At 73.1% G+C, this 19504-nt stretch carries 18 protein-coding genes; 2 read left to right on the top strand and 16 right to left on the bottom strand.

The features are described 5' to 3' along the window. Positions 1–61: 61 nt before the first annotated feature. Both NH2_RS21040 and rpe read right to left on the bottom strand, forming a co-directional pair. On the bottom strand, positions 62–673 hold the full coding sequence (locus tag NH2_RS21040; protein ID WP_067657033.1) for a riboflavin synthase: 612 nt from the start codon (positions 671–673) through the stop codon (positions 62–64). Positions 674–810: 137 nt separating this feature from the next. After that, entirely contained in the window at positions 811–1476 is a 666-nt protein-coding gene (gene rpe / locus NH2_RS21035; protein ID WP_067657185.1) for a ribulose-phosphate 3-epimerase, read from the bottom strand. Between the two features lie 111 nt (positions 1477–1587). Here rpe and NH2_RS21030 point away from each other — a divergent pair, with 111 nt between their 5' ends. Next, on the top strand, positions 1588–2010 hold the full coding sequence (locus NH2_RS21030) for an ATP-binding protein (RefSeq protein ID WP_067657030.1): 423 nt from the start codon (positions 1588–1590) through the stop codon (positions 2008–2010). Then, the gene (locus NH2_RS21025; RefSeq protein WP_245650693.1) at positions 2007–2957 is read left to right on the top strand and encodes an RNA polymerase sigma factor SigF; all 951 of its coding nucleotides are present in this window, start codon (positions 2007–2009) and stop codon (positions 2955–2957) included. Before NH2_RS21030 ends, NH2_RS21025 begins: the two co-directional genes overlap by 4 nt. Here NH2_RS21025 and NH2_RS21020 read toward each other — a convergent pair whose 3' ends face one another. The 14 genes from NH2_RS21020 to carB form a co-directional block, all read right to left on the bottom strand. Continuing rightward, a complete protein-coding gene (locus NH2_RS21020; protein ID WP_067657027.1) occupies positions 2958–3299 on the bottom strand; it encodes an MmcQ/YjbR family DNA-binding protein in 342 nt (113 codons plus the stop codon). Between the two features lie 133 nt (positions 3300–3432). Further along, complete coding sequence (locus tag NH2_RS21015; RefSeq protein ID WP_084505748.1) at positions 3433–5052, bottom strand: RsmB/NOP family class I SAM-dependent RNA methyltransferase; 1620 nt, start codon at positions 5050–5052, stop codon at positions 3433–3435. Next, entirely contained in the window at positions 5049–5972 is a 924-nt protein-coding gene (gene fmt, locus NH2_RS21010) for a methionyl-tRNA formyltransferase (protein WP_067657024.1), read from the bottom strand. The genes NH2_RS21015 and fmt overlap by 4 nt, the downstream gene beginning before the upstream one ends. Beyond that, positions 5972–6517, bottom strand: a complete 546-nt coding sequence (gene def / locus NH2_RS21005) for a peptide deformylase (RefSeq protein WP_067657021.1) — start codon at positions 6515–6517, stop codon at positions 5972–5974. The genes fmt and def overlap by 1 nt, the downstream gene beginning before the upstream one ends. Positions 6518–6577: 60 nt before the next feature. Further along, on the bottom strand, positions 6578–7600 hold the full coding sequence (locus NH2_RS21000) for an esterase/lipase family protein (RefSeq protein WP_174552858.1): 1023 nt from the start codon (positions 7598–7600) through the stop codon (positions 6578–6580). A 198-nt stretch (positions 7601–7798) separates the two neighbouring features. Continuing rightward, positions 7799–8461 (bottom strand): PadR family transcriptional regulator, encoded by a 663-nt coding sequence (locus NH2_RS20995; protein WP_084505747.1) that lies wholly within the window; start codon positions 8459–8461, stop codon positions 7799–7801. Positions 8462–8633: 172 nt separating this feature from the next. Continuing rightward, positions 8634–10862 carry a primosomal protein N' gene (locus tag NH2_RS20990; protein WP_439951773.1) on the bottom strand — a complete coding sequence of 743 codons (2229 nt, stop codon included), beginning with the start codon at positions 10860–10862 and terminating at the stop codon, positions 8634–8636. A 15-nt stretch (positions 10863–10877) separates the two neighbouring features. Further along, entirely contained in the window at positions 10878–12101 is a 1224-nt protein-coding gene (metK, locus tag NH2_RS20985; protein ID WP_067657015.1) for a methionine adenosyltransferase, read from the bottom strand. Between the two features lie 209 nt (positions 12102–12310). Continuing rightward, a complete protein-coding gene (coaBC, locus tag NH2_RS20980) occupies positions 12311–13528 on the bottom strand; it encodes a bifunctional phosphopantothenoylcysteine decarboxylase/phosphopantothenate--cysteine ligase CoaBC (protein ID WP_067657012.1) in 1218 nt (405 codons plus the stop codon). Between the two features lie 22 nt (positions 13529–13550). After that, positions 13551–13826 carry a DNA-directed RNA polymerase subunit omega gene (gene rpoZ / locus NH2_RS20975; protein ID WP_067657009.1) on the bottom strand — a complete coding sequence of 92 codons (276 nt, stop codon included), beginning with the start codon at positions 13824–13826 and terminating at the stop codon, positions 13551–13553. Positions 13827–13958: 132 nt separating this feature from the next. Next, positions 13959–14543, bottom strand: coding sequence for a guanylate kinase (gene gmk, locus NH2_RS20970; RefSeq protein ID WP_067657006.1), 585 nt, complete (start codon positions 14541–14543; stop codon positions 13959–13961). 8 nt (positions 14544–14551) lie between these two features. Continuing rightward, positions 14552–14872 carry an integration host factor, actinobacterial type gene (gene mihF / locus NH2_RS20965; protein WP_067657004.1) on the bottom strand — a complete coding sequence of 107 codons (321 nt, stop codon included), beginning with the start codon at positions 14870–14872 and terminating at the stop codon, positions 14552–14554. 448 nt (positions 14873–15320) lie between these two features. Beyond that, positions 15321–16139 carry an orotidine-5'-phosphate decarboxylase gene (gene pyrF / locus NH2_RS20960; protein ID WP_067657001.1) on the bottom strand — a complete coding sequence of 273 codons (819 nt, stop codon included), beginning with the start codon at positions 16137–16139 and terminating at the stop codon, positions 15321–15323. Further along, entirely contained in the window at positions 16136–19504 is a 3369-nt protein-coding gene (gene carB, locus NH2_RS20955) for a carbamoyl-phosphate synthase large subunit (protein WP_067656998.1), read from the bottom strand. The genes pyrF and carB overlap by 4 nt, the downstream gene beginning before the upstream one ends.

The raw sequence follows: 19504 nt of genomic DNA, 5'->3' as shown, positions 1-19504 counted from the left end.
GCGGGGCCTCGTTGCCTCACCACCCTACGGCCTGCGCGGGGAGGCGTTCCGCGCCGCCCGCTCAGCCGCGCTGCTGCAACCGCTCGACGTACTTGGCGATGACATCCACCTCGAGGTTCACGGTGGTGCCCGCGGGCGCGGCGCCGAGCGTGGTGAGCGCGAGCGTGGTGGGGATGAGCGAAACCTCGAACCAGTCGCCCTCGGCGGCCGAGCCGCCGAGGGCGGAGACGGTGAGCGAGGTGCCGTCGACGGTGATCGACCCCTTCTCCACCACGTACTTCGCGATCTCGGCGGGCAGCGAGACCCGCACGACCTCCCAGTTCTCCGACGGGGTGCGGGCGAGCACGGTGCCGGTGCCGTCCACGTGGCCCTGCACCAGGTGCCCGCCGAGCCTGCTGTTCAGCGCGGCGGCGCGCTCCAGGTTCACCCGGGAGCCGACATCCAGCGCACCGATGCTGGAGCGGCTCAGCGTCTCGGCCATCACGTCCACGGTGAAGGAGTCGCCGATCACCACGTCGTCCACGACGGTCAGGCAGACGCCGTTCACCGCGATGGAATCGCCGTGCGCGGCGTCCGAGGTCACCAGCTTGCCGCGGATGGTGAGCCGGGCGGCGTCGCTGAGCCGCTCGACCGCGACGATCTCGCCGAGCTCCTCCACGATCCCTGTGAACATGTGTCTCCCTCTCTGTCCCTGCGGGACACCGGCACCCGATCGGAGCGACGAGCGGCCTGCGGCAAGTATCGCGGGCCGCCCCTCCTCGGCGTTCATCCGGTGCGAACGTCCCGCACCGGGGTACGCATTCCCGCCGCTCAGCTCGCGGCGGCGGCCGCCGCCGTGGCCGCGCGGGCGCGCAGCGCGGCCACGGTGGCGGCCGGGTCGGCGGTGCCGTAGACCGCCGAGCCCGCGACGAAGCAGTCGACGCCCGCCTCGGCGGCGGCCTCGATGGTGTCGGCGTTGATCCCGCCGTCGATCTCCACCAGCAGCCGCAGCTCGCCGGAGTCGACCAGCCGCCGCACCGCCTTCGCCTTGGCCAGCACCTCGGGGATGAAGGACTGGCCGCCGAAGCCGGGCTCGACGCTCATCACCAGCAGCGTGTCGAAATCGCGCAGGATCTCCAGGTACGGCTCGATCGGGGTGCCCGGCTTGACCGAGAGCCCGGCCTTGGCGCCCGCCGCGCGGATATCCCTGGCGACCGCGATCGGGTCGTCGGTGGCCTCGGCGTGGAAGGTGACGTTGTGCGCCCCCGCCTCCGCGTACGGCGGCGCCCAGCGGCCCGGGTCCTCGATCATCAGGTGGCAGTCGAGCGGGATGGCGGTGGCCTTGAGCAGGCTCTGCACGATCGGCAGGCCGAGCGTCAGGTTCGGGACGAAGTGCGCGTCCATCACGTCCACGTGCAGCCAGTCCGCGCCGGCCACCGCCCTGGTCTCGGCGGCCAGATTGGCGAAGTCGGCGGAGAGGATGGACGGCGCGATCATCGGCCGGTCGGGGCGGGAGAAGGTCGGAGTGGACACAGCGCGGAGTGTATCGGCCGCGCGCGGCGGCGGTCCGCGCGGTTGTGCCGCGCCGCGGGTGGGTAACCTCTGGGCGTGATCAACATTTCGGCGGAGAAGGGGATATACAGCACCCCGGTGGAGATCAGGGTGGCAGCCGCGGTCTCGCAGCTGCCCATCGTGCGCGGGCTCGCCGAAACCCTGGTGCTGCTCAGCGAATTCACGCTGGACGAGGTGGCCGACGTCCGGCTGGCGGTGGACGAGGTGTGCTCGAACCTGATCGAGGTCGCGGCGCCGGACAGCTACCTCAACTGCCGCTTCGTGGTCGGCGAGACCGACCTGCTCGTGCACGTGAGCGGGCTGGCGGCGACCGAGGGGCTTCCCGATCAGCGCAGCTTCGGCTGGCACGTGCTGCGCACCCTCGCCGACTCCGTGGAAGCACACCAGGGCCCGTTCGACGCGACCGCCTCCGGATACCCGACGTGGGTGGAATTCCGTCGGGTCCGGGGCAAGGCGTGACGGACGGAAGGCCCGGGTTGGAGCCGCGCGACGGGTCCGGCGCGGACGCCGAGCCGGATCGGGGCACGCTGCGGCAGCCCGATCCGGCCCCGGCCGCCTCGACCGCGGGCGAGGCCGCCGTCGACGATCCGGAGGAGGACGAGCTCGGCGGCGAGGACGACGCCGTCGAGGAGTACGGCGCCAAGGGTTCGGTCCCCGGCTACGACGACGTCGCCGCGCTCTTCGGCGAACTGGCGGAGACCGAGCCCGGCACCGCGCGGCACGCCGCGGTGCGCGAGGAGCTGATCAACCGCTGCATTCCGCTCGCCGACCACATCGCGCGCAAGTTCAGCGGGCGCGGCGAGCCCTTCGACGACCTCACCCAGGTGGCCAGGGTCGGGCTGGTGCACGCGGTGGATCGCTTCGACGTCTCCCGCGGCTCGAACTTCCTCTCCTTCGCGGTGCCGACCATCATGGGCGAGGTCCGCCGCTACTTCCGGGACAACACCTGGGCCATGCGGGTGCCGCGCCGGGTCAAGGAGACGCACCTGCGGATCGGCGCGGCGATCGACTCGCTCTCGCAGACGCTGGGCCGCTCCCCCACCGCCAAGGAGATCGCCGCAGAGCTCGGCGTCGACCCGGACGAGGTCACCCAGGCGGTGATCGCGGGCAATGCCTACCAGCCGAGCTCGATCGACGCCGCCTCGCTGGGCCGGGACACCGACGCCTCGCTGCTGGACACACTCGGCGAGGAGGAGTCGCAGTTCGACCGGGTCGAGGAGTACGTGGCGATCCGGCCGCTGCTGGCCGGGCTGCCGGAGCGCGAGCGGCGCATCCTCACCATGCGGTTCTTCGAGTCCATGACGCAGACCCAGATCGCGCAGCGCATGGGGATCTCGCAGATGCACGTCTCCCGGATCCTGGCCAAGACGCTGGCCCGGCTGCGCGAGCAGACCGCGCGGGAGTAGCTACGCCTCGCGCTGGGTGCGCAGCTTCGGCGGGGCGGCCTGCCACCAGGCGCCGTCGACCAGCTCCGCGAGCTGGGTGCGCTCGACCTTCGCCAGGTCGACCAGGATGCTCGCGTAGCCGTCGTAGTGCGGCGTGGTGAAGAAGGCCGGGTCGCCCGAGGCGAGCAGCGCCTCCTTCTCCGCCATCGGGCAGCGCAGCATGACCGCGCCCTCCGCCTCGGTGCGCAGCCGCGCGAAGCCCTTGCCGCCCGCCTTCAGCGCGGGGGTGCGGTACCAGGTGCTCTCCTCGACGCCGGGCAACTCGCGGGCGAGCGCGACGACGTCCTCCCAGGTGCAGGTCATGCGGTTCAGTGTGCCCGGTGCCGCGCGCGCCGGATTGGACGAATGGAACGCGGGCCGGACGCCGTCGCGCCGGCCGGAATCCCGCGTCCGGCGGCGCCGGGGCTGCCGGGCGGTGACTCGCCTGCGCGGCGGGTCAGGCGGGTTTGCGCAGTGCGGCGAGGAACATGGCGTCGGTGCCGTGCCGGTGCGGCCAGAGCTGGGCGGCCGGGCCGCCGCCGACGTCGGTGACGCCGGGGAGCAGCGCGGGGGTGTCCAGTTCCAGCGCGCCGGTGCGGCGCACCACGTCGCCGACCACGGCCACGGTCTCGGCCAGGTGCGGTGAGCAGGTGGAGTAGAGCACGACGCCGCCGGGGCGCAGCAGCTCGCAGGCGGCGGTGAGCAGCTCGCGCTGCAGGGCGGTGAGCTCGGCGAGGTCGTCCGGGCGGCGGCGCCAGCGGGCCTCGGGGCGGCGGCGCAGCGCGCCGAGGCCGGTGCAGGGGGCGTCGACCAGGATGCGGTCGTAGCCGGGGGCGAGGCCGCTGTCCCTGCCGTCCGCGACGTGCACCCGGACCGGGAGGTCGTGAGTGGCGCGGCGGACCAGTTCGGCGCGGTGCTCGGAACGCTCGACCGCGTCCACGGTGTAGCCGTCGATGGCGGCGAGCGCACCGAGCAGGTTCGCCTTGCCGCCGGGGCCCGCGCACAGGTCGAGCCAGCGGCCGGTGTCCGGGCCGTCGAGTTCGGCGCGGGTGAGGGCGAGCGCCACCAGCTGGCTGCCCTCGTCCTGCACCGCGGCCATGCCCGCGCGGATCGGCTCCAGGTCGCCGGGGTCGCCGCCCTCGTCCAGGTAGACGGCGTACGGGGACCAGCGGCCCTCGGTGCCGCCGGTGACGAGGGCGAGTTCCTCCGCGGTGATATCGCCGGGGCGGGCCACCAGGTGCACCGCCGGACGGGCGTCGTCGGCCGCCAGCGCGGCGGCCAGCTCGCCCGCGCGGGCGCCGAGCGCGTCGGCGAAGGACTGGGCGATCCAGCGCGGGTGGGCGTGTTCGAAGGCGAGGTGGGCGACCGGGTCGGCCGGGGCCAGCTCCGCGACCCACTCCGCCAGGGTGCGGCTCGCGGCCTTGCGCAGCACCGCGTTCACGAAGCCCGCCTTGCCCGCGCCGTGCTCGGCGCGGACCAGGGCGACCGAGGTGTCGACGGCGGCGTGCGCGCCGATCCTGGTGCGCAGCAGCTGGTAGACGCCGAGACGGAGGACGTCGAGCAGGTCGCCGTCGATCTCGTCGACCCGGCGGGCCGCCGCCGCCTCGATCACCGCGTCGAGCTGGCCGCGGGCGCGGCTCGCGCCGTACGCGAGTTCGGTCGCGAGGGCGGCGTCCCTTCCGGTGAGCCGGTAGCGGCGCAGGAGTGCCGGGAGCGCGAGGTTCGCGTAGGCGTCGCGTTCGCGGACGTCGCGCAGGAGGTCTCTGGCGGCCCGGCGCGGAGCGTCTTCCGCCGCGGCGGCACGTTTCCCGCTCCCCCTGGCAGCGGGCTGCCGTTCATCCCCGCGGCCCCGCTCGGCCTTCGGGCGACGAACGTCGCCCCGCCGGTCGCGCTCGGGGAGGCGGCGACCGCTCGCGTCCCGGCGGTGATCGGCAGCTCCGTCGTCGGGACGCTGACGGCGACGGTCATCGCCGGAAGGTGCGGCCGAGCTGCGCGCGGTCCGGCGGGTGCCGCCGGTCGGGCGGGAGTCCCCGGCGGAGCGATCGCGTCCGGCGGCGCGGCGATCGTCGCCGCTCATTCGACGACCGTTCCGGCGCCGAGACGCGCTCCGCGGGCCCAGTCGATGGCGGGCATCATGCGCTTGCCCTGGGGCTGCACCTGGCCGAGGCGGACGGCGGTGGTGGCGGTACCGACGTAGACCCCGTCCTTGCGGACCTCGACGGCGCCGACCGGCAGCTCGTCCTCGACCAGCTCGACCGGCCCGAGCTTCACCCGGGCCGAGCCGACCAGGGTCCAGGCCCCTGGCGCGGGGGTGACGGCGCGGATCCGGCGCCCGACATTGAGCGCGGGCTGATCCCAGCGCACCCGCCCCGCCTCGGGCGCGAGCTTGGGCGCGTAGGAGACCCCGTCGGCGCTCTGCGGCACCGCCGTCAGCGTCCCGTCCTCGATCCCGTCGAGCGTGGTGGCGAGCAGATGCGCCCCGCTCACCGCGAGCTTCTCCAGCAGTGTCCCCGCGGTATCGCTGACCTCGATCTTCTCGGTGATCACCCCGAACACCGGCCCGGTGTCCAGCCCGGCCTCGATGCGGAAGGTGGAGGCGCCGGTGATCTCGTCCCCGGCGTCGACGGCGGCCTGCACCGGCGCCGCCCCGCGCCAGGCGGGCAGCAGCGAGAAGTGCAGATTGATCCACCCGTGCCGCGGAATGCCGAGAATCCGCTCCGGCAGCAGCGCACCGTAGGCGACCACCGGGCAGCACTCCGGCGCGAGCTCGGTGAGCTGCTCGACGAACTCGGGCTCCCCCGGCTTACGCGGGGTGAAGACCGGGATCCCGTGCTCGTCGGCGAGCAGCGCCACCGGCGACCTGCTCACCTTGCGCCCGCGCCCGGCCACAGCATCTGGCCTGGTCAGAACCCCGATCACGGTGTGCCGCGGCGACTCGAGCAGCGCGCGCAGCGCCGGGACGGCGGGGTCGGGAGTCCCCGCGAAGAGCACCCGCATCAGCGACCGCCCCCGGTGCCCAGCCCGCGCGATTCCCGCACCGTGATCCCGGCCCCGAACCAGTCCGACTCGCGGATGGTCCGCATGGCCTCCTTGCGCGAGGCCGGGTCCAGCCGGTCCAGGAAGAGCACCCCGTCCAGGTGATCGGTCTCGTGCTGCACGCACCGCGCGAGCAGCCCGTCCGCCTCGAAGGTCACGGGCGCGCCGGTGCGGTCCACCCCGGTGGCCCGCAGCCGCAGCGCGCGCCGCACGTCGTAGCGCACGCCGGGAATGGAGAGACACCCCTCCGGCCCGACCTGCTCCTCCTCGCCGAGCACCTCGTAGCTCGGGTTGACCAGGTGCCCGGCCGCGTCCCCGGTGTCGTAGACGAAGACCCGCAGCCCGACCCCGATCTGCGGCGCCGCCATTCCGACCCCGCCGTCGTCGTGCATGGTGTCGGTGAGATCGTCCACCAGCCTGCGCAATTCGGCGTCGAAGGCCGCCACCTCGGCGGCCCGCGAGCGCAGGATCGGGTCGCCGAAGAGGCGAACGGGCTGGACGGTCACGGCGGGCTCCCGGGAAGACGAGACAACGGTCGTCCCATTCTAGAGAGCCCGCCGGGACGGTCAGGAGTTGCCCGCGATCAGCACCTGTGGAATGCCGGTGCCGAGCGGCACCGGCGCGCACACCGGCTCCGGCGCGTGCTCCGGATCGAGCACCCCGATCAGCAGATCCTGCACGAACGGGTCGTAGACCATGTGGAAGTGCCCGGTCAGATCGGCCGGGCAGAGATCCTGCAGCGCGATATTGCGGGCGTTCGGCCCGTGCAGCGCGATATTGCCGAAGGGCTGGATCATCTCGTCCACCCGGCTGCCGATGGTGATGTACTCCGGGCCGGGCACGGTGTCGCCGCCCGCATTGAGCTCGGTCATCACCGGCGAGCCCTGCGCCTGCTGCACCGCGGCCACCGAGGTGACCCGCTCGAAGATCTGCAGCACGCCGGGGATCGCCTGCGCGATCGGCACCAGCCCGTACATGACCCCGCCGTAGCTGGGCGAGGCCAGCCCCACCCAGCGCCCGACGTACGGCGCGCCGCCGAGCTTGTTGGTGTAGTAGCGGGTCACGTTGGCGCCCTGCGAGAAACCGACCAGGTCGACCTGCGCGGCGCCGGTGGCGGCGAGCACCTGGTCCACGAAGGCGGCGAGCTGCCACCCGCTGGCGCGCAGGTCCTCGGTGCCGTAGCTGAGCGCGCCCGGCGCGCCGCCGTAGTTCAGCGCGAAGACGCAGAAGCCGGCGGCGGCGAGCCGGGGCGCGATGGCGGAGTAGTCGGAGTAGGCGGAGGAGTCGGTGCCGTGCGCCAGGATCACCGGACGCGGGCGCTCGGCGTCCGGGCGGCAGCCGAAGTCGTTGGTGCCGGTCGGCACGACGCGCGGATGCTGCTTCTGGTACCAGGCCGCGGCCAGGTGGTCCGGTTGCGGCGGGCCCTGCTCGATCGGCACCTCGGCGGCCCGGAAATCGCCCGGCTGCGCCGACGCCACCCCGTGCACCCCGCCGAGCCCGAGCACCGCGCTCGCGACCACCGCCAGCACCGCGGCCCCGCGCCGCAATTGTGATACTCCCCTACCCCACACCCATGACGGTTGTTCCATGCAACAATTCTCGCGCCCCTCAGCGCTTTTGGCGGGCGCAGCGGTACGCTTTCACACCTTCGTTACCGCGCGGTCGCCGCACCGTTGCGCAGCGGCGGGGACGCCGGTCACCGACGGTTTGTCATGCCCCGAATTCGGGTGCCGGGAGCGGGGCCGCGGCCCGGGTATACCGGAGCGTGTCCGGCCCCGCCCGCGCGGTCACTTCGCGCTCTCGGCCGCTCCGGGCTCGTCGTCCTCGGCGAGGATCCGGTACAGCGCGCGACGGGCCTCGGTGAGCACGTCGGCCGCCTTCGCCGCCTGCGCGGGGGTGCCGGCGGCGGCGACCTGGCCGACCGCGCCCATGAGCGCGCCGATCAGCTCGCGCAGATCCCGCGCGTGCGGCCCGACGTCGCCGCTGACATCAGCCCAGGGGTCGCCGAGCTCGTCCCGGTGCTCCTCGACGTAGCGCACGCCCTCCTCGGAGAGCTTCGCGGTCTTGCGGCCGGAGACCTTCTCGATCACGATCAGCCCCTCGTCCTCGAGCTGCGCCAGCGCCGGGTAGATCGAGCCGGGGCTGGGACGCCAGACGTCCTCGCTGCGCTCGCGGATCCGCTGGATCAGCTCGTAGCCGTGCATGGGCCGCTCGGTGAGCAGCAGCAGGACCGCGGCGCGCACGTCACCGCGCCTGCCCCGCCCGCCGCGGCCGCGACCCCGGCCGAAACCGGGGCCGAAGCCGGGGCCGAAACCGCCGGGGCCGCCGGGGCCGAACTCCGGCCCTGGGCCGAAGCCGTGCCTGCCGCCGCGGCGGAAGTGCCCGCGCCCCCGCTCGAACGGGGGCCGGGGGCCACGCGGGCCGAATTCTCCGTGCTGTGGGTGTTCCATGATTGCCTCCTCGGCATCTCGTGTTCGTTTCACAGTATCGACGATATATCGACAATAGATCGAACGCAAGGAAGTAGCCGGTTCTTCCCGGAACGGTGGCGGGGGTGTGGCGCGCAATCGACGGATCGGCTCGGTAGCGCGGGCGACGCGCGGGCAGGGTCCGCCGGGGCTGTCAGCCGATGTCGACGGGGTCGATCTGGACGCGCAGCGGGGCGTCCGAGCGCTGCGTGCTGCGCACGGCCTGGGCGGCGGTGAGCGCGCGGGCCAGCGCGGCGCCGCCGGAGCGCGGCACCCGGAGCAGCAGCCGCTCGACCGGCGCGGTGCCGTCGGCGGCGAACGGGGCGCGGGCGCTCTCCGGCAGCGGAACCGGGCCGAGTACCTGGACATCGTCGGGAAGCGTTGCCGCGGCGAGCAATTCGGCGACCGAGGGGCCGGTGCCGTCGACGGCGGCGAGCCGGACGGCGGGCGGGAAGCCGACCTCGGCGCGGGCCGCGAGCTCGGCGCGGGCGTGCCCGACCGGGTCCCAGCGCACCAGCGCCTGCACCGTCGGCACGGCCGGGTCGGCCATGACGATCACCCGGCCGTGCGGGCGGACCAGCGCGGCCGCGGCGGTCCAGCGGCGCAGCGCGTCCTCGGTGGCGCGCAGGTCGGCGCGGGTGAGCAGGGCCCAGCCGTCGAGCAGCAGCCCGACGCCGTAGCCGCCGTGCACCCGCGGCTCGGCGCCCACCGTGGCGACCACGACCTGCGGGCCCGGCTCGACGGTGTCCAGCACCGTTCCGCCGCCGGAGCCGCGGATCGGCACGCCGGGGAAGGCACGGCCCAGCTCCTCGGCGGTGCGCTGCGCGCCGATCACCACCGCGCGCAGCGCGCGGGCGGCGCAGACCGGGCAGCGGAAGGCCGCCTCGGTGACGCCGCACCAGCGGCAGGCCGGGCTGTGCGCGCCGTCGCCCGCGTGCTCGGGGAGCGCGAGCGGGCCGTTGCAGCGGCGGCAGCGGGCCGGGGTGCGGCAGCGGGCGCAGGCCAGCGCCGGGACGTAGCCGCGGCGCGGGACCTGCACCAGCACCGGCGCGCCCTCCTTCAGCGCCGCGCGGGCGGCCGCGAAGGCGACGCCGGGAATGCGGACGGCCCTGGCCACGGGGTCGCGCTCCAGGGCGATATCGCTGTCGCCGGGTGCGCTGATGTGCGGGGTGTGCGCACGGAGCACGGTGCGGTCGGCGACCAGGTCGTGGGCCCAGCCGGAGTCGACGACGGACTGGATCTCCGCGGTGCGCGCGTAACCGGCGGCGACGAAGGCGGCGCCGGTTTCGTGGGCCCGGAGCAGGGCGACCTCGCGGGCGTGCGGGTAGGGGGCGCGGGGCTCGGCGAAGGTGTCGTCGCCGTCGTCCCAGATCGCTATCAGGCCGAGGTTTCGGACCGGGGCGAAGACGGCGCTTCTGGTGCCGACCACCACCGTCGCGGTGCCGCGCAGGGCCGCCAGCCAGCGGCGGTATCTGGCCGAGGGGCCGAGGCCGGCTGCCAGGCCGACCACTCGGTCGCCGACCAGTTTCGTGCACTCTCCCAGGACGCGGTCGAGGTCGCGTTGGTCGGGGACCAGCAGGAGGGCGCCGCGGTGCTGCGCATCCGTGAGTGCGGCGAGCTCCGCCAGGCGGCGCGGCCAGTTCTCGCCCGGGAGGGCTTGCCAGGCGGCGCGGGGGTTGCGGTGCGCGGTTATCGCGGTGAGGAAGGTGGGGCCGTGGGTGTACCTGGACCACGCCGCCTCCTCGATCGGCGGTGGTTTCCGGGGTGCGGTCCCGGTGGCGTCGCCGCCTGCCTCGCCCGGTTCCCGCTCGGCGAATTGCGCGGTTCGCGACGAATCATGCGGTGGCGAGGTGATTTCGGTGGATTCCGTCGCCTCCGTGGCGGAGCCCGCCTGCGTCGTGGAGTCCCCTTGTGCGGCAGGCGAATCGCCCTCGTCGGGGACGGCTACGGCGGAAACGGATTTGGGCGCAGCCGATTTCGCTTCGGTGCGGGCGTGCCGGGGCGGGATGGCGAGGCGGAGGACGTCGGCTCGGGTACCTGCGTAGCGCGCGGCGACGGCGCGGACCAGGCGCTCGATCTCGGGGGTGAGCACCTGCTCGGGGGAGACGACGCGCTCGAGCGGGCGCAGGGTTCCCTCGTGCTCGCTGCGGTCGAGGCGGGCGAGCAGGTAACCGTCGACCAGGCGTCCGGCGAAGCGGATGCGCACCCGGACGCCGGGGCGCGCGGCGGCGTCGTGCTCGGGCGGGATCAGGTAATCGAAGTCGCGGTCCAGGTGGGCGGGGGTGAGCAGGGGCAGCACCCGCGCGACCGGGCCCGCGCCGGGGTGACCCCGGCGCGGACCGTCCGCCGTGGCGGCGGCACGGTCCGCGTCGGGTTCGTCCACGCCGGCTCGGCGGGCCTACAGCCCGGCGGCGGAGCGCAGCTTGTCCGCGCGGTCGGTGTGCTCCCAGGGCAGATCGATGTCGGTGCGGCCGAAGTGGCCGTACGCGGCGGTCTGCGCGTAGATCGGGCGCAGCAGGTCGAGGTCGCGGATGATGGCGCCCGGCCGCAGGTCGAAGGTCTCGGTGATGGCCGAGGCGATCTTCGCCGGGTCGGTCTTCTCGGTGCCGAAGGTCTCCACGAAGAGCCCGACGGGGGCCGCCTTGCCGATCGCGTACGCGACCTGGACCTCGACCTTGTCGGCGAGCCCGGCGGCGACGACGTTCTTGGCGACCCAGCGCATGGCGTACGCGGCCGAGCGGTCCACCTTCGACGGGTCCTTGCCGGAGAAGGCGCCGCCGCCGTGCCTGGCGAAGCCGCCGTAGGTATCGACGATGATCTTGCGGCCGGTGAGCCCGGCATCGCCCATCGGGCCGCCGAGCACGAAGCGCCCGGTGGGGTTGACCAGCAGCCGGACATCGGAGATGTCCAGCGTGGGCAGCGCCAGGTCGGCGAGCACGGTGTCGACGACCTTCTCCCTGATATCCGGTGCGAGCAGGTTGTCCAGGTCGATGTCGGCGGCGTGCTGGGTGGAGACCACCACGGTGTCGAGCCGGACCGCGCGGTCGCCCTCGTACTCGATGGTGACCTGGGTCTTGCCGTCCGGGCGCAGGTAGGGCAGCACGCCGGTCTTGCGGACCTCGGTGAGCCGGCGCGAGAGCCGGTGCGCCAGCGCGATCGGAAGCGGCAGCAGCTCGGGGGTGTCGGTGTTCGCGTACCCGAACATCAGCCCCTGGTCACCCGCGCCCTGCCTGGCGATCTCGTCCTCGGTGGCCTGCGCGCCGCCGCCGGTGCGCACCTCGTGCGAGGTGTCGACGCCCTGCGCGATCTCCGGCGACTGCGCGCCGATGGCGATGTTCACGCCGCACGAGTTGCCGTCGAAACCCTTTGCGGAGGAGTCGTATCCGATCTCCAGGACCTTCTCCCGCACGATCTTCGGGATGTCCGCGTACGCGGAGGTGGTCACCTCACCGGCCACGTGCACCTGGCCGGTGGTGACCAGGGTCTCCACGGCGACCCGGCTGCGCGGATCCTCGGTGAGCAGCGCGTCGAGGATGGAATCGCTGATGGCGTCACAGATCTTGTCCGGATGACCCTCGGTGACGGACTCACTGGTGAACAGGCGGCTGCCAGACGTCGGCACAGTTCTTCCCTTCCCCTCGCGGGTTGCTCGGTCGGTCTGCGACAGTAGCGGTGTCCCGCCGGTGCGCAAGCCTTGTACTCAGACTATTCCAAAGGGGTGACACCGCGGGGCGGCCCGGCCCCGCACCGGCACCACTCCACCGGGGGCGGGAACGGCCAGGAAACTTCCCGGAGTTCCGCTCCCGCGCCCGCAGTCGTTCCGGTGCGTGATCAGCGCAGCAGCGGGCCGAGCGCGTCCAGCACCCGGCTGGCCAGCAGCGCCTTGGAGCCGTGGTCGAGCGACTGCTCGGTACCGTCGGCGCCGAGCAGCCAGCCGTCGTTGGTGTCGACCTCGAAGGCCTTACCCTCGCCGACGGCGTTCACGACCAGCAGATCGCAGCCCTTGCGCGCGAGCTTGGCGCGGGCGTGGGTGAGCACGTCGCCGTGCTCGTCACCGGTCTCGGCGGCGAAGCCGACGATCGCGGTGCCCGCCAGCTGGCCGTCGCGGCGGGACTGCACCAGCCCGGCCAGGATGTCCTCGTTCTTGGTCAGCGGGATGACGTCCGGCTCGCCCGCGCCCTTCTTGATCTTCGCGGTGGCGACGCTGGTCGGCCGGAAGTCGGCGACCGCGGCGGCCATGATCACCGCGTCGGCGCCGACCGAGTGCTTCTCGACGGCGGTCTTCAGCTGGTCGGCGGTGGTGATGTGGACCAGGTCGACGGCGGCGGGCGGGGCCATCTCGATGGTGTTGCCCGCGATCAGCGTGACCTGCGCGCCGCGCTGCGCGGCGACTCGGGCCAGCGCGTAGCCCTGCTTGCCGGAGCTGCGGTTGCCGAGGAAGCGCACCGGGTCCAGCGGCTCCCTCGTGCCGCCCGCCGTGATCACCAGGCGGCGGCCCTCCAGGTCGCGCGGGACGGCGTCGGTGCGCTCCAGCAGCAGCGTCGCGAGGCCGAAGATCTCCTCCGGCTCGGGCAGCCTGCCCGGGCCGGTGTCGGTGCCGGTGAGCCGACCGGCGGCGGGCTCCATCACGACGGCGCCGCGGCTGCGCAGCGTCGCCACGTTGGCGACGGTGGCCGGGTGCTGCCACATCTCGGTGTGCATGGCGGGCGCGAACAGCACCGGACATCGGGCGGTGAGCAGGGTCGCGGTGAGCAGGTCGTCGGCGCGGCCGGAGGCGGTGCGCGCCATCAGGTCGGCGGTGGCGGGAGCGATCACCACCAGCTCGGCCTCTTGGCCGAGCCGGACGTGCGGCACCTCGGGCACGTCGGCGAAGACGCCGGTGTGCACCGGGTTGCCGGAGAGCGCCTCGAAGGTGGCCTTCCCGACGAACTGCAGCGCCGAATCGGTGGGGATGACCCGCACCGAATGGCCGGTCTCGGTGAACCGCCGGACGAGTGCGCAGGCCTTGTAGGCCGCGATTCCCCCGCCGACGCCGACGACGATCCGCATGGTTACTCCGCTCCCGCCGGGTTCACTCGCCTTCGGAGTGCTCGAGCAGGTCGGAGTGGATCTCGCGCATGGCCACGGAGAGCGGCTTCTCCTGCAGCCCGGGCTCGACCAGCGGGCCGACGTACTCGAGGATGCCGTCGCCGAGCTGGTTGTAGTAGTCGTTGATCTGGCGCGCGCGCTTCGCCGCGTAGATGACCAGCGCGTACTTCGACGAGGTGCGCTCGAGCAGCTCGTCGATGGGGGGGTTGGTCAGCCCGACCGGGGTGTCGTAGGCGGGCGCGGCGGTGGTGTCGGTCACTCGGGTGACTCCTGCGTTCTCGGTGGGCGGAAGCGTCCGATTCGCGGGAACCGGACGGGGAGCGGCGGGTCGGCGGGCCACCGGGGTTCTCGCGCCGTACGGCGCGAGAACCGGGTCACCGACCGGCTCGGGTCACGAACTGGAATTCGTGCTGACGAACAACGATACCAACTGCTCACAAGCACTGGTCAGGTCGTCGTTCACGATCACGATGTCGAACTCGTCACAAGCGGCGAGCTCGATCCGCGCGGTCTCGAGCCTGCGCTCGATCACCTCGGGGGATTCCGTACCGCGCGACCGCAGCCGGGCGACCAGCTCGTCCCAGCTCGGCGGGGCGAGGAACACCAGTAGTGCGTCCGGAATGGCCCGGCGCACCGAGCGGGCGCCCTCCAGGTCGACCTCGACCAGGACCGGGTGGCCGGCGGCCAGTGCGTCCCGCACCGGTCCGGCCGGGGTGCCCGAACGTTGGAGCCCGCCGTGGATCTCCGCCCACTCGAGCAGGTCGCCCGCCGCGATCATCGCGTCGAACTCCGCCCTGGCGACGAACCGGTAGTCGCGCCCGTCGACCTCACCGGGCCGCGGGGCCCGGGTCGTCGCCGAGACGCTGAACACCAGCTCCGGCAGCTGCTCCCGCACGCACCGTACGACCGTCGACTTCCCGACGGCCGAGGGGCCGACCAGTACTACCAGCCGACCCTTCCGCGTGTGTCCGACCACCCTCGTCGTCAGGCGTCGAAGTCGAAGCGAGCGAGCAGCGCCTTGCGCTGCCGGTCGCCGAGACCCCGGAGCCTGCGGGTGGGGGCGATCTCCAGCTCGCTCATGATCTCCGCCGCCTTGACCTTGCCGACCTTGGGCAGGGCCTCCAGCAGCGCCGACACCTTCATCTTGCCGAGAATCTCGTCGTTCTCGGCGTCCGCGAGGACCTTCTTGAGGTCGGTCCCACCACGCTTCAGGCGCTCCTTGAGCTCTGCCCGAGCGCGGCGAGCGGCAGCCGCCTTCTCCAGAGCAGCGGCGCGCTGCTCATCGGTCAGCTGGGGAAGGGCCACGGTTCCTCCGTCTCATCGTTCATTGCAACAACGACTGCCGGTAACCCGACAGTCCAAGCGACCGTACCCACGACGCCCGCCGATTGCGAACCCGCCCCCCAGGTCAGCGCATGATTCCGCGGGTCCGCCAACGGACGCGGGAGAATGTCGCGCGCCGCTCCCCGAGGGTACGCCGCCACCGCCGTGACCTCGCCGAACCCGCGTCGACCTGGGACTTTGCGGCGATGTCCGGAATTTGCGTGGAGGTAGCGACACCCGGAGCGCGGCAGTGGGCAAACGGCACCCGCGCGACCTGCAATTTTCTCAGAAATATCGGCGTGTCCAGCAAAGAACTCCGGCGTGTCGCGGGTCTTCCCGGCCGCGAACCGCGTACCCGCCGGTGGAAAAAGTGGTGCCCGGACGCGGAGAATCCGCGCCCGGGCAGCGAGAGGGAGGTGATCAGCGGGGCTCAGCCGAGGAAGCCGAAGGCGTCCTGCAGCTCGGCCAGGCGGCTGCGCAGCGCCCGCGGCGACGGCCCCGCGCGCAGCAGCTCCCTGGAGACCGCGGGGACGACGTCGGGCAGCACGGCGGCGGCCAGCAGCGCGCGCACCGACTCGGGGCCGCCGCCCTGCGCGCCGATCCCCGGCATCAGGATCGGGCCGCCGAGCGCGGTGAGATCGGGCGCGCGCTCCAGCGTGGCGCCGACGACGACACCGACCGACCCCGCCGCGGCGCCTGCGTTGCGCGCCGCCGCCTCGTCCACCATGGCCTGCGCGACCGCCCGCTCCCCCGTCACGGCCCGCTGCACCTGCGGCCCCTCCGGGTTGGAGGTGGCCGCCAGCACGAAGACGCCGCGATCGTTGGCCAGCGCCAGCTCCAGTGCGGGCTCCAGCGAGCCGAAGCCGAGGTAGGGCGAGAGGGTCACCGCGTCACTGCCGAGCGGGCCGTCGGCCAGCCAGGCCTGCGCGTAGGCCGCCATGGTGGAGCCGATGTCGCCGCGCTTGGCGTCGGCGAGCACCAGCGTGCCCGCCGCCCTGAGCTCGGCGATCGCGCGCTCCAGCACCGCGAGCCCGGCCGAGCCGTAGGTCTCGAAGAAGGCGACCTGCGGCTTCACCAGCGCGACGTTCCCGCGGTACACCTCGACGCAGGTCTCGGTGAAGGCGGCGAGCCCGGCCGGGTCCGGCGTCAGCCCCCACGCCCCGAGCAGGCCGGGGTGCGGGTCGATGCCCGCGCAGACCGGGCCGTACTTCCGCGTGGCCTGCCGGAGCCGTTCGCCGAACGCCGTCATCCGCGCAGCACCGAGTGCAGCTCCTGCAGCGAGCGCACCCCGATGCCGCCGTTGATGGCGGCCTCGATGCCCTGCACCGCCGCGGCGGCCCCCTGCACGGTGGTGATGCACGGGATGTTCACCCCGACCGCCGCGCTGCGGATCTCGTAGCCGTCCACCCGCGGCCCGGAATTGCCGTACGGGGTGTTGAACACCATGTCGACCTCGCCGTCCCGGATCAGGTCCACGACCGAGGGGCTCGAATCGGTGGCGTCGGCGGTGTTCTCCGAGTGCTTGCGCACCCGGTCGCAGGGAATCCCGTTGCGGCGCAGCATCTCCGCGGTGCCCTCGGTGGCGAGGATGCGGAACCCCAGGTCGTGCAGCCGCTTGACCGGGAAGACCATGGCCCGCTTGTCCCGGTTGGCGATGGAGACGAAGACCGTGCCCGCGGTGGGCAGCGAGCCGTAAGCGGCGGTCTGGCTCTTGGCGAAGGCGGTGCCGAAGTCGGCGTCGATCCCCATCACCTCGCCGGTGGACTTCATCTCCGGCGAGAGCAGCGAGTCCACCCCGGTGCCGTCGGCGCGGCGGAAGCGGTTGAAGGGCAGTACAGCCTCCTTCACCGCGACCGGCGCGTCCAGCGGAACGTGCCCGCCGTCGCCCTCCGGCGGCAGCATGCCCTCCTTGCGCAGCCCGGCGATGGTGGCGCCCATGGTGATCCTGGCCGCCGCCTTGGCCAGCGGCACCGCGGTGGCCTTGGAGACGAAGGGCACCGTGCGGCTGGCGCGCGGATTGGCCTCCAGCACGTAGAGCACGTCGTCCTTGAGCGCGTACTGCACGTTCAGCAGGCCGCGCACCCCGATGCCCTTGGCCAGCGCGACCGTCGAGCGCCGCACCGCCTCGATATCGCTGCGACCGAGCGTGATCGGGGGCAGCGCGCAGGCCGAGTCGCCGGAGTGGATGCCTGCCTCCTCGATGTGCTCCATGACGCCGCCGAGGTAGACCTCCTCGCCGTCGCAGAGCGCGTCCACGTCGATCTCGATGGCGTCCTCGAGGAAGCGGTCGACGAGCACCGGGTGGTCCGGGTTCAGCTCGGTGGCGCGGGAGATGTACCCCTCCAGCGCCTGCTCGTCGTAGACGATCTCCATGCCGCGCCCGCCGAGCACGTAGGAGGGGCGCACCAGCACCGGGTAGCCGATCCCGGCGGCGATCTTCTTGGCCTGCTCGACGGTGGTGGCGGTGCCGTACTTGGGCGCGGGCAGCCCGGCCGCGACCAGCACGTCGCCGAACTCGCCGCGATCCTCGGCCAGGTCGATGGCGGCGGCGCTGGTGCCGACCACCGGCACCCCGGCGTCGGTGAGGCGCTGCGCCAGCCCGAGCGGGGTCTGCCCGCCGAGCTGCACGATCACCCCGGCCACGGTGCCGGACTCGGCCTCCGAGGCGTACACCTCGAGCACGTCCTCGAAGGTGAGCGGCTCGAAGTAGAGCCGGTCGGCGGTGTCGTAGTCGGTGGAGACGGTCTCCGGGTTGCAGTTGACCATCACCGTCTCGTACCCGGCGGCCGAGAGCGTCTGCGCGGCGTGCACGCAGGAGTAGTCGAACTCGATGCCCTGGCCGATCCGGTTCGGGCCGGAGCCGAGGATGATGACCTTCTCCCGCTCGCGCTGCGGCGCCACCTCGGACTCCGCGGCGGGGTCGAGCTCGTAGGCGGAGTAGTGGTACGGCGTCTTGGCCTCGAACTCGGCGGCGCAGGTGTCGACGGTCTTGAACACCGGGCGCACGCCGAGCCGGTGCCGCAGCACCCTGACCCCGGTCTCGCCGGCCAGTTCGGGGCGCAGCGCGGCCAGCTGCCGGTCGGAGAGGCCGCTGTACTTGGCCCGGCGCAGCAGCGGCTCGTCCAGCACCGGGGCATCGAGCAGCTCGGCGCGCAGCTCGACCAGCCCGGCCACCTCGGCGACGAACCACGGGTCGATCCCGGACGCCGCGGCCACCTCCTCGATGCTCGCGCCGAACCGCAGTGCCCGCTCGACCTGGTAGATCCGGCCCTCGGTCGGCACCCGCAGGTCGGCCAGGATCTGCTCGACCGCGAAGCGGGCGCGATCCGAATCGGCCGCGGCTCCGCTCTCCTCGCCGGACGGCGCCCAGCGGCCGTCCTCGGTGGTCCAGAAGCCGGCGGCCTTCGTCTCCAGCGAGCGCAGCACCTTGCCGAGCGCCTCGCTGAAGTTGCGGCCGAGCGACATGGCCTCGCCCACCGACTTCATGGTGGTGGTGAGGGTGGCGTCGGCGCCGGGGAACTTCTCGAAGGCGAAGCGCGGCGCCTTGACCACCACGTAGTCCAGCGTCGGCTCGAAGCAGGCGGGCGTCTCGCCGGTGATGTCGTTGACGATCTCGTCCAGGGTGTAGCCGATGGCCAGCTTGGCGGCGATCTTGGCGATCGGGAAGCCGGTGGCCTTGGAGGCCAGCGCCGAGGAGCGGGAGACCCGCGGGTTCATCTCGATCACGATGAGCCTGCCGTCGGCCGGGTTCACCGCGAACTGGATATTGCAGCCGCCGGTGTCGACGCCGACCTCGCGCAGGATGGCGATGCCGAGGTCGCGCAGCTTCTGGTACTCGCGGTCGGTGAGCGTCATGGCCGGGGCGACGGTCATGGAGTCGCCGGTGTGCACGCCCATCGGGTCGACGTTCTCGATCGAGCAGACGACGACGACATTGTCGCGGCCGTCGCGCATGAGCTCGAGCTCGTACTCCTTCCAGCCGAGGATGGACTCCTCGATCAGGACGTTCGCGGTGGGCGAGGCGGCGAGCCCGCCGCCGGCGATGCGGTCCAGGTCGGCGTGGTCGTAGGCCATGCCGGAGCCGAGCCCGCCCATGGTGAACGACGGCCGCACCACGACCGGGAAGCCCAGCTCGGCGACGGTGTCGCGGACCTCGTCCATGGTGAAGCAGACCCGGGAGCGGGCGCTCTCGCCGCCGACCTTCGCGACGATGTCCTTGAACTTCTGCCGGTCCTCACCGCGCTGGATGGCGTCGAAGTCGGCGCCGATCAGCTCGACGTCGTACTTCGCCAGCACCCCGCGCTCGTGCAGCGCGACCGCGGTGTTCAGCGCGGTCTGGCCGCCGAGGGTGGCCAGGATGGCGTCCGGGCGCTCCTTGGCGATGACCTTCTCGACGAACTCCGCGGTGATCGGCTCCACGTAGGTGGAGTCGGCGAACTCGGGGTCGGTCATGATGGTCGCCGGGTTGGAGTTCACCAGCGAGACGCGCAGCCCCTCGGCGCGCAGCACCCGGCAGGCCTGGGTGCCGGAGTAGTCGAACTCGCAGGCCTGGCCGATGACGATCGGGCCGGAGCCGATGACCAGGATGTGCTGCAGATCCTCGCGACGAGGCAT

It is taken from the genome of Nocardia harenae NBRC 108248, from assembly GCF_001612885.1.
Lineage (GTDB): Bacteria > Actinomycetota > Actinomycetes > Mycobacteriales > Mycobacteriaceae > Nocardia > Nocardia harenae.
Note: the sequence above shows the minus strand (reverse complement) of the source record. Positions and strands in the feature narration are given on the sequence as shown.

What these genes read in the sequence shown, in the direction of transcription:
- NH2_RS21015 (WP_084505748.1), bottom strand. Translation starts at nt 5,052, where the DNA reads ATGAGCGGCGACGATCGCCGCGCCGCCGGACGCGATCGCTCCGCCGGG.
- NH2_RS20995 (WP_084505747.1), bottom strand. Translation starts at nt 8,461, where the DNA reads ATGGAACACCCACAGCACGGAGAATTCGGCCCGCGTGGCCCCCGGCCC.
- NH2_RS21000 (WP_174552858.1), bottom strand. Translation starts at nt 7,600, where the DNA reads ATGGAACAACCGTCATGGGTGTGGGGTAGGGGAGTATCACAATTGCGG.
- carB (WP_067656998.1), bottom strand. Translation starts at nt 19,504, where the DNA reads ATGCCTCGTCGCGAGGATCTGCAGCACATCCTGGTCATCGGCTCCGGC.
- coaBC (WP_067657012.1), bottom strand. Translation starts at nt 13,528, where the DNA reads ATGCGGATCGTCGTCGGCGTCGGCGGGGGAATCGCGGCCTACAAGGCC.
- fmt (WP_067657024.1), bottom strand. Translation starts at nt 5,972, where the DNA reads ATGCGGGTGCTCTTCGCGGGGACTCCCGACCCCGCCGTCCCGGCGCTG.
- rpe (WP_067657185.1), bottom strand. Translation starts at nt 1,476, where the DNA reads ATGATCGCGCCGTCCATCCTCTCCGCCGACTTCGCCAATCTGGCCGCC.
- pyrF (WP_067657001.1), bottom strand. Translation starts at nt 16,139, where the DNA reads ATGACGGCGTTCGGCGAACGGCTCCGGCAGGCCACGCGGAAGTACGGC.
- NH2_RS21020 (WP_067657027.1), bottom strand. Translation starts at nt 3,299, where the DNA reads ATGACCTGCACCTGGGAGGACGTCGTCGCGCTCGCCCGCGAGTTGCCC.
- NH2_RS21040 (WP_067657033.1), bottom strand. Translation starts at nt 673, where the DNA reads ATGTTCACAGGGATCGTGGAGGAGCTCGGCGAGATCGTCGCGGTCGAG.